Annotated in this window: 14 protein-coding genes; 7 read left to right on the top strand and 7 right to left on the bottom strand. The window is 62.9% G+C overall.

The genetic code is table 11. The features are described 5' to 3' along the window. Positions 1 to 71: 71 nt before the first annotated feature. A complete protein-coding gene (gene dadA / locus OSW16_RS00985) occupies positions 72 to 1,373 on the bottom strand; it encodes a D-amino acid dehydrogenase (protein ID WP_267820070.1) in 1,302 nt (433 codons plus the stop codon). A 153-nt stretch (positions 1,374 to 1,526) separates the two neighbouring features. Between dadA and dadR the strand changes: the two genes are divergently transcribed. Further along, the gene (gene dadR / locus OSW16_RS00980; protein WP_003258963.1) at positions 1,527 to 2,015 is read left to right on the top strand and encodes a transcriptional regulator DadR; all 489 of its coding nucleotides are present in this window, start codon (positions 1,527 to 1,529) and stop codon (positions 2,013 to 2,015) included. A gap of 2 nt (positions 2,016 to 2,017) precedes the next feature. On the opposite strand, the gene OSW16_RS00975 is transcribed toward dadR, so the two are convergent. Next, positions 2,018 to 2,371, bottom strand: coding sequence for a YkgJ family cysteine cluster protein (locus tag OSW16_RS00975; protein WP_267820068.1), 354 nt, complete (start codon positions 2,369 to 2,371; stop codon positions 2,018 to 2,020). Between the two features lie 132 nt (positions 2,372 to 2,503). On the opposite strand from OSW16_RS00975, the gene OSW16_RS00970 reads away from it, so the two are divergent. Then, entirely contained in the window at positions 2,504 to 3,796 is a 1,293-nt protein-coding gene (locus OSW16_RS00970) for an NAD(P)/FAD-dependent oxidoreductase (RefSeq protein ID WP_267820066.1), read from the top strand. A 41-nt stretch (positions 3,797 to 3,837) separates the two neighbouring features. Here OSW16_RS00970 and OSW16_RS00965 read toward each other — a convergent pair whose 3' ends face one another. Further along, the gene (locus OSW16_RS00965; RefSeq protein WP_241804944.1) at positions 3,838 to 4,068 is read right to left on the bottom strand and encodes a DUF1127 domain-containing protein; all 231 of its coding nucleotides are present in this window, start codon (positions 4,066 to 4,068) and stop codon (positions 3,838 to 3,840) included. Positions 4,069 to 4,244: 176 nt separating this feature from the next. On the opposite strand from OSW16_RS00965, the gene OSW16_RS00960 reads away from it, so the two are divergent. After that, positions 4,245 to 5,675, top strand: coding sequence for a PLP-dependent aminotransferase family protein (locus OSW16_RS00960; RefSeq protein ID WP_267820062.1), 1,431 nt, complete (start codon positions 4,245 to 4,247; stop codon positions 5,673 to 5,675). Between the two features lie 60 nt (positions 5,676 to 5,735). Then, positions 5,736 to 7,286, top strand: a complete 1,551-nt coding sequence (locus OSW16_RS00955) for a phospholipase D family protein (protein WP_267820060.1) — start codon at positions 5,736 to 5,738, stop codon at positions 7,284 to 7,286. A 9-nt stretch (positions 7,287 to 7,295) separates the two neighbouring features. Here OSW16_RS00955 and OSW16_RS00950 read toward each other — a convergent pair whose 3' ends face one another. After that, positions 7,296 to 8,435, bottom strand: coding sequence for an MFS transporter (locus OSW16_RS00950; RefSeq protein ID WP_267820058.1), 1,140 nt, complete (start codon positions 8,433 to 8,435; stop codon positions 7,296 to 7,298). 102 nt (positions 8,436 to 8,537) lie between these two features. Then, positions 8,538 to 10,031 (bottom strand): aldehyde dehydrogenase, encoded by a 1,494-nt coding sequence (locus OSW16_RS00945; protein ID WP_267820056.1) that lies wholly within the window; start codon positions 10,029 to 10,031, stop codon positions 8,538 to 8,540. 196 nt (positions 10,032 to 10,227) lie between these two features. On the opposite strand from OSW16_RS00945, the gene OSW16_RS00940 reads away from it, so the two are divergent. Continuing rightward, positions 10,228 to 10,587: a cupin domain-containing protein gene (locus OSW16_RS00940; RefSeq protein ID WP_039604882.1), complete on the top strand. Its 360-nt coding sequence runs from the start codon at positions 10,228 to 10,230 to the stop codon at positions 10,585 to 10,587. Positions 10,588 to 10,682: 95 nt separating this feature from the next. Then, a complete protein-coding gene (locus tag OSW16_RS00935; protein WP_267820053.1) occupies positions 10,683 to 10,883 on the top strand; it encodes a hypothetical protein in 201 nt (66 codons plus the stop codon). A 78-nt stretch (positions 10,884 to 10,961) separates the two neighbouring features. Here the strand turns inward: OSW16_RS00935 and rpmG are convergent, their stop codons facing one another. Then, entirely contained in the window at positions 10,962 to 11,117 is a 156-nt protein-coding gene (rpmG, locus tag OSW16_RS00930; RefSeq protein WP_003253507.1) for a 50S ribosomal protein L33, read from the bottom strand. Between the two features lie 10 nt (positions 11,118 to 11,127). Beyond that, positions 11,128 to 11,364 carry a 50S ribosomal protein L28 gene (gene rpmB / locus OSW16_RS00925; RefSeq protein WP_012312138.1) on the bottom strand — a complete coding sequence of 79 codons (237 nt, stop codon included), beginning with the start codon at positions 11,362 to 11,364 and terminating at the stop codon, positions 11,128 to 11,130. Positions 11,365 to 11,724: 360 nt separating this feature from the next. On the opposite strand from rpmB, the gene OSW16_RS00920 reads away from it, so the two are divergent. Continuing rightward, positions 11,725 to 13,314: an ABC transporter substrate-binding protein gene (locus OSW16_RS00920; RefSeq protein ID WP_267820051.1), complete on the top strand. Its 1,590-nt coding sequence runs from the start codon at positions 11,725 to 11,727 to the stop codon at positions 13,312 to 13,314. The last annotated feature ends 68 nt before the right edge of the window (positions 13,315 to 13,382 follow it).

Below are 13,382 nucleotides of genomic sequence, written 5' to 3'. Positions count from 1 at the left end.
GGTGGTTCAGGTTGAAAACAGTGTTGAACCCATCGCCGGCAGGCCAGCGATGGGCCGGTGACGCCAGGCGATTACTGGTGCACAGGCGCCGTATGGCCTTGCTTGGCGGCTTCCCGGGTGTTGCCATAGCGTGAAATATCCAGCCCCTCAGCGCTGATTTGCGGCTTTTTGCGCGCAATCAGGTCAGCCAGCAGGCGCCCGGAACCACAGGCCATGGTCCAACCCAGCGTACCGTGGCCGGTATTGAGGAACAGGTTTCGAAACGCGGTAGCCCCCACGATCGGGGTGCCGTCCGGGGTCGCCGGCCGCAGGCCGGTCCAGAAACTGGCCTGGCTCAGGTCACCGCCGCGAGGATAAAGGTCGTTGACGATCATCTCCAGTGTTTCGCGCCGGCGCGGGTTCAGCGACAGGTCAAAGCCGGCGATCTCAGCCATGCCGCCGACACGGATACGGTTGTCGAAGCGGGTGATGGCGACCTTGTAGGTCTCATCGAGAATGGTCGAAGTAGGCGCCATGTCGGCGTTGGTGATCGGCACGGTCAGCGAATACCCCTTGAGCGGGTAGACCGGTGCTTTGATGCCCAGCGGTTTGAGCATCTGCGGCGAGTAGCTGCCCAGCGCCAGCACGTAGCGGTCGGCGGTTTCAAGCTTACCGTCGACCCATACGCCATTGATTCGGTCACCGGCGAAGTCGAGGCGCTGGATGTCCTGGCCGAAGCGGAATTCGACACCCAGCTTGAGGGCCATGTCAGCAAGCCTGGTGGTGAACAGCTGGCAGTCGCCGGTCTGGTCGTTGGGCAGGCGCAGGGCGCCGGCAAGAATGCCCTTGACCCCGGCCAGGGCGGGCTCGACACGGGCAATGCCATCGCGGTCCAGCAGCTCATAGGGCACCCCCGACTGCTCGAGCACAGCGATGTCCTTGGCAGCAGCATCGACCTGAGCCTGGGTGCGGAACAGCTGGGTGGTACCCAAGGTGCGGCTTTCGTAAGCGATACCGGTTTCGGCGCGCAGTTCGTCGAGGCAATCACGGCTGTACTCAGACAGGCGCACCATGCGCTCCTTGTTCACTGCATACCGGCTGGCGGTGCAGTTACGCAGCATCTGCGCCATCCACAGGTACTGGTCGACGTCGCCGGTCAGCTTGATGGCCAGCGGCGCGTGGCGCTCCAGCAGCCACTTGATGGCTTTGAGCGGCACGCCTGGGGCGGCCCACGGCGAGGCGTAGCCGGGCGAGATCTGGCCTGCGTTGGCGAAGCTGGTTTCCATCGCCACCGCCGGTTGGCGATCGACCACAGTCACTTCAAAACCTTGCCGGGCCAGGTAATAGGCACTGGCGGTTCCGATTACACCGCTACCAAGTACCAGAACTCGCATCGTTGATCCCTCGCACGCGGCGCACCGCATTTTTGTTGAAATGGCATGGATGCGCGCAGTATAAAAATTACAGGCCAGTGCAATTCACTATATAAAAGCCTATATTTGGCGAGAATTCTCGGCAAAAACGCCTTTCACGGAGGGGCATCCCCTATGAGAACCCAGCACCAGAGCAAGCGTGAACTGGACAAGATCGACCGCAACATCCTGCGGATCCTGCAGAATGACGGGCGCATTTCCTTCACCGAACTGGGCGAGAAAGTCGGGCTTTCCACCACCCCTTGCACCGAGCGCGTGCGCCGCCTGGAGCGGGAGGGCATCATCATGGGCTACAACGCCCGGCTCAACCCTCAGCACCTGAAGGGCAGCCTGCTGGTATTCGTGGAAATCAGCCTGGACTACAAGTCGGGCGACACCTTCGAGGAGTTCCGCCGCGCGGTACTCAAGCTGCCCCACGTGCTGGAATGCCACTTGGTGTCGGGCGATTTCGATTACCTGGTCAAGGCACGTATTTCGGAGATGGCTTCATACCGCAAGCTGCTTGGCGACATCCTGCTCAAGCTGCCGCATGTGCGTGAATCCAAGAGCTACATCGTGATGGAGGAGGTGAAGGAAAGCCTCTGCCTGCCGATCCCGGATTGACGCTAGACCAGCACCTGCCGGGTGGTGGCGATGAACCGGTGGACGAGCTCCTCGGCCTGCGGTTCGATCATCTGTTCCGGGCCACGGCCGCGTGGGCAGGCCATGCGCGGGGAGGTGCCGAACAGGCGGCAGATCATCGGCCGCTCTTCGTAGACGGTGCAGCCATTGGGCCCCAGGTGCACACAGTCCAGGCGCTCCAGTGCCGCATCCTGCTCAGCCTGCGACTTGCGCGGCAGGCGGGCCATCTCTTCGGCAGACGTGGTTACCGGGCCGCAACAGTCGTGACAACCGGGCTCGCATTCGAAGGAAGGGATGAGTTCACGCAGGAACTGGATCTTGTGGCGGTTGCAGGACATGGTGACAAACACATTGAAGATTGAGGCTCGATTATAGGCCTCATCGCCGGCTTGCCCAGAATGAGGCCGGTTGCCCGACCCCGAAAACCCGGCTTATCCTCCCTCCTCTGTCTCGACACCCAGGACCCGCCAATGATCCACAGCGCGCAGCACGCCGCCTCCTACTACGCCGCCAGCAGCGCGCCACACCCCGATCATCCGTACCTGCAAGGCGAGCACAGCGCCGACGTGTGCATCGTTGGCGGCGGCTACTCGGGCCTCAATACCGCCATCGAGCTGGCCGAACGCGGCCTGTCGGTGATCCTGCTCGAAGCGCGCAAGCTCGGCTGGGGTGCCAGCGGTCGCAATGGCGGCCAGCTTATCCGGGGCGTGGGCCACGGCCTGGAGCAGTTCCGTGCGGTGATCGGTGAAGAAGGCGTACGCAGCATGAAGCTGATGGGCCTGGAAGCCGTGGACATCGTCCGCGAGCGGGTCGAGCGCCACGCCATCGCCTGCGACCTGACCTGGGGTTACTGCGACCTGGCCAACAAGCCCGGCGAGCTGCAAGGCTTCGCCGAAGATGCCGAAGAATTGCGCAGCCTGGGCTACCGTCACGAACTGCGTCTGGTGCACAAAGACGCTATCCACAGCGTGGTCGGCTCCGAGCGGTATGTGGGCGGCCTGATCGACATGGGCTCAGGGCACCTGCACCCGCTCAACCTGGCGCTGGGCGAAGCAGCCGTGGCCAGCCGCCTCGGTGTGCAGCTATTCGAGCAATCGCACGTCAGCCGCATCGAGTACGGCCCTGAAGTGAAAGTGCACACCGCCCAAGGCAGGGTGCGCGCCAAAACCCTGGTGCTGTGCTGCAATGCCTATCACAACGGCCTGAACCCCGAACTGGGCGGCAAGGTGCTGCCAGCAGGCAGCTACATCATCGCCACCGAACCGCTGGGTGAGGAACGCGCGCGCCAGCTGCTGCCGCAGAACATGGCGGTGTGCGACCAGCGCGTGGCACTGGACTACTATCGCCTGTCCGCCGACCACCGCCTGTTGTTCGGCGGTGCCTGCCATTACTCCGGCCGCGACCCACAGGACATTGCCGCCTACATGCAGCCGAAGATGCTCAAGGTGTTCCCGCAACTGGCCGATGTACGCATCGATTACCAGTGGGGTGGGATGATCGGCATCGGCGCCAACCGCCTGCCACAGATCGGCCGCCTGGCCAGCCAGCCGAATGTCTATTACGCCCAGGCCTACTCTGGCCATGGGCTCAACGCCACTCACCTGGCAGCGCGCCTGCTGGGTGAAGCCATCAGCGGCCAGCAAAGCGGGCGCTTCGACCTGTTCGCCAAGGTGCCACACATCACCTTCCCTGGCGGCAAATACCTGCGTTCGCCGCTGCTGGCGTTGGGGATGCTCTGGCACAGGCTCAAAGAATTGGCCTGAAACCTGAGCGGTCCAGCAAGGACCGCGCAGGGTCATGCAGGTCAGTCTTTCCAGAAGGGTTTACGCCCTTCGCTCAGCGCCTGCTCCCAGCTCAGCCCAACATCGCGCAGCTCGGCATCAGTCAACTGCAGCAACGCCCTGCGGGTGTGCCAGCGATGCAGCATCAGGCCCCAGCGCCCCATCCCTTGCGGGGCGTTGAACACCTTGGCCTGCTGCCCGGCTTCCAGCTCCCTGGCCAACAATTGCAAGCGCACATCGCTCATCCCGCCCATCGCTGCGTTCTCCCGTTCAGTGATTACGTGGAGAAAGCATGCGCGTTGCCAGCACCAGCAATACAGATTCAATACACCCTTATTATTCCCATACAGAATTGGCCAATTTCTGCCTGAATGCTGTATTTTCAGCGCAACTGTACTGGTCGGGCGGGCAATCGCCACAGGAGTATGCCGTGACGCTCTACCTGAACCTCGCCGAGCTGCTCGGCACCCGTATCGAGCAGGGCTTCTACCGCCCCGGCCAGCGCCTGCCATCGGTGCGCGCCCTGAGCGTGGAGCACGGGGTCAGCCTGAGTACGGTGCAGCAGGCCTACCGCCTGTTGGAAGACAACGGCATGGTTTCGCCACGTCCCAAATCCGGCTACTTCGTCAACGACCATCGCCGCCTCGCCGCACTGCCCGCCGTCAGCCGCCCGGCCCAGCGGCCAGTGGACATCTCGCAGTGGGAACAGGTCCTGGAGCTGGTACGCAGCACGCCTCGTCAAGACGTCATACAGCTCGGCCGCGGCATGCCCGACATCGACAGCCCGAGCCTGAAGCCCCTGCTGCGCAGCCTGGCCCAGCTCAGCCGGCGCCAGGACATGCCGGGGCTGTACTACGACAACATCCACGGCAACCTCGCCTTGCGCGAGCAGGTTGCCCGCCTGGTGCTGGACTCGGGCTGCCGCCTTGGCCCGGCGGACTTGGTGGTGACGACCGGCTGCCACGAGGCGTTGTCGTGCAGTATCCGCGCAGTCTGCGAGCCGGGCGACATTGTCGCGGTAGATTCGCCGAGCTTCCACGGCGCCATGCAAACCCTCAAAGGCTTGGGCATGAAGGCGTTGGAAATCCCTACCGACCCTATCACCGGCATCAGCCTGGAAGCGCTGGAACTGGCACTTGAACAGTGGCCGATCAAGCTCATCCAGATCACGCCAAGCTGTAACAATCCGCTTGGCTACATCATGCCCGAAGCGCGCAAGAAGGCCCTGCTGAACCTGGCCCAGCGCTACGATGTCGCCATCCTCGAAGACGATGTGTATGGCGACCTGGCCTACACCTACCCTCGCCCGCGCACCCTCAAGTCGTTCGACGGCGACGGTCGCGTGCTGCTGTGCAGTTCGTTCTCCAAGACGCTCGCCCCGGGCCTGCGCATCGGCTGGGTGGCGCCAGGGCGCTATCTGGAGCGGGTGTTGCACATGAAGTACATCAGCACCGGCAGCACGGCCACCCAGCCGCAGCTGGCGATCGCCGATTTCATCGCCAGCGGCCACTACCACCCCCATGTACGGCGCATGCGTAGCCAGTACCAGCGCGGCCGCGACCTGATGAGCGACTGGGTAAACCGCTACTTCCCGCCTGGCACACGCGTCAGCCGGCCTCAGGGCGGCTTCATGCTGTGGGTGGAGCTGCCAGAACATTTCGACACGCTGCGGCTGAACCGCGCTTTACTGGAACAGGGCGTGCAGGTTGCCGTGGGCAGCATCTTTTCGGCCTCTGGCAAGTTCCGCCACTGCCTGCGGATGAATTTTGCCGCGCGGCCAACCCCGCAAATCGAGGACGCGGTGCGCAAAGTGGGGGAAACCGCCCTTCGTCTACTGGATGAAAGTCACACCGACGGGTAACTTTGCGCCGCCCTTGACGGTCCTACCTCTCAAGCCCTTGCCGCACAGGACGATCCACCTTTGAGACTCCAGCGAGCTCTGCCCCTGCTGCTGGCGCTGCTAGGCCTTGCAGGCTGCGCCAGCGTCGGTACACCCCGCGAGACCAGCCAGGCATTGCCGGCCAAAGATTCAGCTTTCGGCCGCTCGGTATTGCGCCAGGCCGCACCCTATGAGGGACGGTCCGGTTTCCGTCTGCTGCCCAACAGCAACGAGGCCTTCCGTGCCCGCGCCGAGCTGATCCGCAACGCCCAGGCCAGCATCGACTTGCAGTACTACATCGTCCACGACGGCCTGAGCACCCGCGCCCTGGTCCATGAACTGCTGCGCGCGGCCGATCGGGGCGTACGCGTGCGCATTCTGCTCGACGACACCACCAGCGATGGCCTGGACACCATCATGGGCACCCTGGATGCCCATCCGAACATCCAGATCCGTGTATTCAACCCACTGCACCTTGGCCGCAGCACAGGGGTGACGCGGGCGTTCGGGCGCCTGTTCAACCTGTCGCGCCAGCACCGGCGCATGCACAACAAGCTGTTCCTGGTGGACAACAGCATGGCCATCGTCGGCGGGCGCAACCTGGGCGATGAATATTTCGATGCCGAGCCCAACCTGAATTTCACTGACATCGACATGCTCGGCGTGGGCCCGGTGGCCGAGCAGCTCGGGCACAGCTTCGACCAATACTGGAACAGTGCCCTGAGCAGGCCTGTCACTGACTTCCTCTGGCAACTGCCGGATGCCGCCGACCTTGCCGCCAGCCGCCACCGCCTGGAAGTGTCCCTGGCCGAGGCGCGGGTACAACGCAAGGCGCTGTATGACCGCCTGATGGCCTATCAGTCAGAGCCACGCCTGGATGTTTGGCGTAATGAGCTGATCTGGGCCCACAGTCAGGCCTTGTGGGACGCACCGAGCAAGGTGCTGGCAGACGACGAGCCGGATCCGCAGCTGCTGATGAGCCAGCAGTTGGCCCCTGACCTGGCTAACGTGCATCACGAGTTGATCCTGGTTTCGGCCTATTTCGTCCCTGGCGAGCCGGGGCTGCTGTACCTGACCGGCCGTGCGGACGCCGGTACGTCGGTCAAGCTGTTGACCAACTCACTGGAGGCCACCGATGTACCGGCGGTGCATGGCGGGTATGCACCCTACCGCCGGGCGCTGCTCGAACACGGCGTGCAGCTGTTCGAGTTACGCCGCCAGCCGGGCGACCCCAGTGCCGGACGCCTGAGTTACCAAGGCGGTTCGGATTCCAGCCTGCACAGCAAGGCGATCGTGTTCGACCGGCGCAAGACCTTCATCGGCTCGTTCAATTTCGACCCGCGTTCGGTGCTGTGGAATACCGAGGTCGGGGTGCTGGTGGACAGCCCGGAGCTGGCCGAATACACCCGCGAGCTGGCCGTTCAGGGTATGGCGCCAGCGCTCAGTTATCAGGTCAGGCTCGAAAATGACCAGCTGGCCTGGGTGACCGAGGACAACGGCCAACTGCACACCCTGACGGCAGAGCCCGGCGGGCTCTGGCGGCGGTTCAATGCGTGGATCAGCAAGGCCGTCGGGCTGGAGAAAATGCTTTAGCCCGGGGCCTCAGGCGGCGGCGGGCTCGAAGGCACCGCGCCGCTGGGTCAACACCACCAATCCGGCCGCCCCAATTGCCATCAGCAGCGGCAAGGCATGGCCACTGAGCCACTGGCTACCAGCACCTGCCAGCAACGGCCCCAGCAGGCAGCCGATACCCCACAGCTGCGCCACATGGGCATTGGCCCGCACGAGGGCATCATCCCGGTACCGCTCGCCGATCAGTATCAGCGACAAGGTGAACAGGCCACCGGCACTGGCACCGAACAGCACCCACAACGGCCAGATCGCCGGCGTGTGCAAAAGCAACGGAATCGCCAGGCTGGAACACAGCAAGGTCACCGCACAAGCGGTGAACAGTGCGCGCCGCGACATGTGGTCGGCCAAGGCGCCAATCGGCAATTGCAGCACCGCGTCACCCACCACCACGGTACTGACCATGAACAGCGCCAGCTCGGTGGTGAAACCCTGCTGCAGGCAATACACCGGCAACAGGGTGAGGATCATCGCCTCGAAGGAAGCGAACAGCGCGATGGCCCAGGCGATCACCGGCAGTCGGCGACAGAAGGCGAACAGGTCGCGGAAGGTAACGCTGCAGGCCTCGGTACTCGGTGCGCCGCCACGGCCCAACAGCAGCAAGGGCGATAGCAGTAACAGGCCCGTCGCAGCCCAGAAGCCAAAGTCATCGTCGGAGCCGAGAAAGCCCAGTACCAGTGGCCCGGCCAGCTGGCTCAAGGCGTAGCTGCTGCCATACAGCGCCACCAGGCGCCCGCGCCACTGCTCCACCACCAACTGGTTGATCCAGCTCTCGCCAAGGATGAACACCACGGTCAGCGACATACCGATCAGCAAGCGTAGCGCCAACCACAGCGGGTAGCTCGGCAACACCGCCAGCAGGCCGATCGATAACGCCCCGCCCCACAGGCACAAGCGCATGGCCGCAGGCACGCCGACCCACCCGGCCAGGCGGCTGGCCAGGCTCGCCCCGAGCAGCACACCCAGCGCCGGCATAGCCGCCATCACGCCGATGGCGAAGCTGCCGTAGCCCCAGGCCTCCAGCCGCAGGGACACCAGCGGCATGCTCACGCCGAGCGCGAGCCCGACGCTCAGCACCGATGCCAGCACGGCAAAGTAGGTTCCCCAGCGCATAGCAGCCTCCCAGGCAGAATTCTTGAATAGCAGAAACGACACAGCCGGGACGGCGTGAACCGGCCCGGCTGTTGTTGGGGCTGTAGCGCAGCCCCTATGGATTTACAGCTTGATCCAGGTCGCCTTCAGCTCGGTGTACTTCTCCAGCGCATGCAGCGACTTGTCACGGCCGTTGCCCGACTGCTTGAAGCCGCCGAACGGCGCGGTCATGTCGCCGCCGTCGTACTGGTTGACCCAGACACTGCCCGCGCGCACGGCACGGGCGGTCTTGTGGGCCTTGGAAATATCCGAGGTCCAGATACCAGCGGCGAGGCCATAGGGCGTGTCGTTGGCAATGGCGATGGCTTCTTCGGCGGTATCGAAGGCGATGACCGACAGCACCGGGCCGAAGATTTCTTCCTGGGCGATCTTCATGGCGTTGGTCACGCCGTCGAAGATGGTCGGCTCGACATAAGTGCCGCCCGTTTCTTCCAAGGTGCGCTTGCCACCGGCCAGCAACTTGGCGCCGTCCTTGTGGCCGGCGTCGATGTACGACAGCACGGTATTCATCTGCTGGGTGTCGACCAGCGCACCGACGGTGGTCTGCGGGTCCAGCGGGTTGCCTGGTTTCCAGCCCTTGAGCGCTTCAACCACCATGGGCAGGAACTTGTCCTTGATCGAACGCTCGACCAGCAGGCGGGAACCGGCAGTGCAGACTTCGCCCTGGTTGAAGGCGATGGCACTGGCGGCAGCTTCGGCAGCGGCCTGCAGGTCCGGGGCGTCGGCGAAGACGATGTTCGGGCTCTTGCCGCCGGCCTCCAGCCAGACGCGCTTCATGTTCGACTCGCCAGCGTACACCATCAGCTGCTTGGCGATCTTGGTCGAGCCGGTGAACACCAGGGTATCGACGTCCATGTGCAGGGCCAGGGCCTTGCCGACGGTGTGGCCGTAGCCTGGGAGTACGTTCAGCACACCGGCCGGGATGCCGGCTTCGATGGCCAGCTGGGCGATGCGGATAGCGGTCAGCGGCGACTTCTCGGATGGCTTGAGTACCAGCGAGTTACCGGTGGCCAGGGCTGGAGCGATCTTCCAGCAGGCCATCAGCAGCGGGAAGTTCCACGGTACGATGGCACCGACCACACCCACTGGCTCGCGGGTGACCAGGCCTAGCTGGTCATGCGGGGTGGGTGCAACTTCGTCGTAGACCTTGTCGATGGCTTCGGCGGTCCAGTGGATGGCATTGGCCGCGCCTGGCACGTCGATGCTGGAGGAGTCGCCGATCGGCTTGCCCATGTCCAGGGTTTCCAGCAGCGCCAGCTCTTCGACGTTCTTGCGCAGCAGGTCGCCGAAGCGGATCAGCTTGGCTTTGCGCTTGGCCGGAGCCAGCTGCGACCAGACGCCGGAATCGAAGGTTGCACGGGCGTTTTCCACCGCGCGGTTGGCATCGGCCAGGTCGCAGCTGGCAACCTTGGCCAGGAAGCGTCCGTCGACCGGGCTCAGGCAGTCGAAGGTTTCACCGGATGCGGCGTCGGTGTATTCGCCGTTGATGAAGGCACGCCCTTCGATCTTCAATTGCTGGGCACGTTGCTCCCAGTCTGCACGAGTCAGGGTGGTCATACGAAACTCCTCCTCTTGTTTAGGTGCAACGCCGCACTGAGGACTCACAGGCGTTGTCAGAATTCTGGCCGGGCGACAAGCGCACACTGGCAAGCGATACCCTAAACCAGCCAGTGCAAACTATCAATATATTTGACACAAGAGGCTCAAAAGCCTACTGATGTGCATTTTATTAAACAAAAATAGGAGCCGCACCATGAACATCGCCAGCATCATCGACTTCGCCCAGGTCCTCACCGAGGCTGAACGCTACCGTCCCGCGGCAGAAAAAATCCTCAAGGGCGAACCAGACCAGGCTGTCTACAACCACTATTCCAGCCCGTGCGGGCAGTTCGCCGCAGGTGTCTGGGAAGGTGAAGTGGGGCAGTGGACGGTGAACTACACCGAGCACGAATACTGCGAGATCGTGCAGGGCGTTTCAGTATTGCGCGACCCGGATGGCGGGGCCAAGACCCTGCGTGCCGGTGATCGGTTCGTCATCCCGGCTGGCTTCAAGGGCACCTGGGAAGTGCTGGAGCCGTGCCGCAAGATTTATGTGATGTTCGAGCAGAAATGATTGCGACGCCAGCGTGGTGATTATGTACCACAGCCCGGCAAGCCAACGGCGTGATCCTTGATGCGTCCAATTCGGGACAACTCAAGGAGAACACCATGACTAGCGATATCCTCGACCGTGCTCGTCACGTGATTGGCTCGCAGTATGTAGAAAGCGTCAAACCCTACATTCTCGAACTTACTGGCCTGCTGAGCGCCGCCGGCCCACGCGACGTCACCACCTTGGACATACGCTCCGACCGGGTGATGATCAGCGTCGATGCCAACGGCACCATCGACGGCCTGCGCATCAGCTGATATCCACTGCTGTTGGCATCCACGTAAAAAAAAACCCGCGTCCTTTCGGATGCGGGTTTTTTTCAGGTCGCCGATCAATTACTTGATCTTGGCTTCCTTGTACACCACGTGCTTGCGAACAACGGGATCGTATTTCTTGATCTCGATTTTGTCCGGGGTGGTGCGCTTGTTCTTGTCGGTGGTGTAGAAGTGGCCAGTGCCAGCACTCGAAACCAGACGGATCAATTCACGCATGACGTTCTCCTTAGAACTTTTCGCCGCGAGCACGCAGCTCGGCCAGCACTACGTCGATACCACGCTTGTCAATGACGCGCATGCCTTTGGCAGAGACGCGCAGACGCACGAAACGGTTCTCGGATTCAACCCAGAAACGGTGGTGCTGCAGGTTCGGCAGGAAACGACGACGGGTTTTGTTGTTTGCGTGGGAAATGTTGTTCCCGGTTACTGGACCCTTACCAGTAACTTGACAGACTCTCGACATGACTCAGCCCTCTAAAACCACATGCCCAACCCGGCATGGGTTGGCCGCTTAATCTCTCAGTCTTTGGCGCCAGGCGCCGTGATTCTGGAGGTCTTACCGACCGGATCCGCTGATGCGACAGGCCGAGCCCCTAGAAAAGAGCGCTGCTTTATACCAGAAAGACTGCATTGCAACAACTGCTGATGAGCATCTGCCGGAGACAAATCGTGCGCGAGCAGCATAGCGGCTAGCCCGGCGAACTGTCGACCACTCGTCGCCAACCCGCATAAAAAGAGGGTGGTCATTTGCTGATGCGCACACTAGGGTAGGACGTTTCCAGACTGCTCTGGCAGATGGGCCACTGACAGCCAAGGAGCCACGATGCGTGCCGCCGCCCTTTCCTTAATGCTCACCACCCTGCTTGCTGCCGGCATCGCCCAGGCCGCGCCACTGAGTATCTGCAGCGAAGCCAGCCCCGAGGGCTTCGACGTGGTCCAGTACAACTCGCTGACCACCACCAACGCCTCGGCCGACGTTCTGATGAACCGCCTGGTCGAGTTCGACGCAAGCCAAGGCAAGGTCGTCCCAAGCCTGGCGCAGAGCTGGACAGTGTCGACTGACGGCCTGGTGTACGACTTCAAGCTGCGTGACGGGGTCAAATTCCATTCCACGCCTTATTTCAAGCCAACCCGCGCGCTCGATGCCGACGATGTGCTGTTCAGCTTCCAGCGCATGCTCTACCCCGCTCACGCTTGGCACAAGACCGCACCGGGTGGCTACCCGCACGCCCAATCACTGCAACTGGGCAGCCTGATCAAATCGATCGAGGCCCCGGAGCCGAACAGCGTACGCTTCACCCTGACCCACGCCGACGCCACGTTCCTGGCCACCTTGAGCATGGGCTTCGCTTCGATCTACTCCGCCGAGTACGCCGACAAACTGCTCAAGGCAGGCACCCCGGAAAAGCTCAATAGCCAGCCGATCGGCACCGGCCCGTTCGTCTTCCAGCGTTACCAGAAGGACGCCGTGGTGCGCTACCGCGCCAACCCTGACTACTTCGATGGCAAGCCTGCGGTCGATCCACTGATCTTCGCCATCACCACCGACGCCAACGTACGCCTGCAGAAACTCAAACGTGGGGAATGCCAGGTCGCCCTGTCGCCCAAGCCCCTGGACGTTGCCGAAGCCAGCAAGGACGGTAACCTGAAGGTCGCCACGACGCCGGCCTTCATGACAGCCTTCGTGGCCATCAACAGCGAGCACCCGCCGCTGGACAAACCTGAAGTGCGCCAGGCAATCAACCTGGCCTTCGACAAGCAGGCCTACCTCAAGGCCGTTTTCGAAGGCACCGCCACCGCCGCCAACGGCCCCTACCCGCCGAACACCTGGAGCTATGCCAAGGACCTGCCCGGCTACCCGCTGGATCTCAAGCGAGCCAAGGCGCTGCTGAGCAAAGCCGGTTACGCAGAGGGGTTCAGCACCACGATCTGGACCCGCCCGTCGGGCAGCCTGCTCAACCCCAACCCAAGCCTGGGCGCGCAGATGCTCCAGGCAGACCTGGCCAAGATCGGCATCAAGACTGAAATCCGCGTGATCGAATGGGGTGAGCTGATCCGTCGGGCCAAGGCCGGCGAGCATGACCTGCTGTTCATGGGCTGGGCCGGTGACAATGGCGACCCGGACAACTTCCTCAGCCCGCAGTTTTCCTGTGCGGCGGTCAAGTCGGGGACCAACTTCGCGCGGTTCTGTGACAACCGGCTGGACCAGTTGATCAGTGCAGGGCGCACCACCAACGACCAGAGCGTGCGCAGCCGGTTGTACCAGCAGGCGCAGACGCTGATTCAGCAACAGGCGCTCTGGGTGCCGCTGGCGCACCCGACGGCGGCAGCGCTGTTGCGCGACGGGGTCGAGGGGTACCAGGTGAGTCCGTTCGGGCGTTTGGACCTGAGCAAGGTCTCGGTGAAACGCTGACCCTTGGCTTTGCAGGCTCGACCCACCGCTGGCTTGCCGGCGGCTGGTCGAGCCTGCAGCCAGGCAGC

This window comes from Pseudomonas putida, assembly GCF_026625125.1.
Lineage (GTDB): Bacteria > Pseudomonadota > Gammaproteobacteria > Pseudomonadales > Pseudomonadaceae > Aquipseudomonas > Aquipseudomonas putida_X.
The sequence above is the reverse complement of the archived record's forward strand: the minus strand, read 5'-3'. Positions and strand labels throughout refer to the sequence as shown.

What these genes read in the sequence shown, in the direction of transcription:
- OSW16_RS00945 (WP_267820056.1), bottom strand. Translation starts at nt 10,031, where the DNA reads ATGACCACCCTGACTCGTGCAGACTGGGAGCAACGTGCCCAGCAATTG.
- rpmG (WP_003253507.1), bottom strand. Translation starts at nt 11,117, where the DNA reads ATGCGTGAATTGATCCGTCTGGTTTCGAGTGCTGGCACTGGCCACTTC.
- OSW16_RS00950 (WP_267820058.1), bottom strand. Translation starts at nt 8,435, where the DNA reads ATGCGCTGGGGAACCTACTTTGCCGTGCTGGCATCGGTGCTGAGCGTC.
- OSW16_RS00975 (WP_267820068.1), bottom strand. Translation starts at nt 2,371, where the DNA reads ATGTCCTGCAACCGCCACAAGATCCAGTTCCTGCGTGAACTCATCCCT.
- OSW16_RS00935 (WP_267820053.1), top strand. Translation starts at nt 10,683, where the DNA reads ATGACTAGCGATATCCTCGACCGTGCTCGTCACGTGATTGGCTCGCAG.
- rpmB (WP_012312138.1), bottom strand. Translation starts at nt 11,364, where the DNA reads ATGTCGAGAGTCTGTCAAGTTACTGGTAAGGGTCCAGTAACCGGGAAC.
- OSW16_RS00965 (WP_241804944.1), bottom strand. Translation starts at nt 4,068, where the DNA reads ATGGGCGGGATGAGCGATGTGCGCTTGCAATTGTTGGCCAGGGAGCTG.
- OSW16_RS00970 (WP_267820066.1), top strand. Translation starts at nt 2,504, where the DNA reads ATGATCCACAGCGCGCAGCACGCCGCCTCCTACTACGCCGCCAGCAGC.
- OSW16_RS00920 (WP_267820051.1), top strand. Translation starts at nt 11,725, where the DNA reads ATGCGTGCCGCCGCCCTTTCCTTAATGCTCACCACCCTGCTTGCTGCC.
- dadR (WP_003258963.1), top strand. Translation starts at nt 1,527, where the DNA reads ATGAGAACCCAGCACCAGAGCAAGCGTGAACTGGACAAGATCGACCGC.
- dadA (WP_267820070.1), bottom strand. Translation starts at nt 1,373, where the DNA reads ATGCGAGTTCTGGTACTTGGTAGCGGTGTAATCGGAACCGCCAGTGCC.
- OSW16_RS00940 (WP_039604882.1), top strand. Translation starts at nt 10,228, where the DNA reads ATGAACATCGCCAGCATCATCGACTTCGCCCAGGTCCTCACCGAGGCT.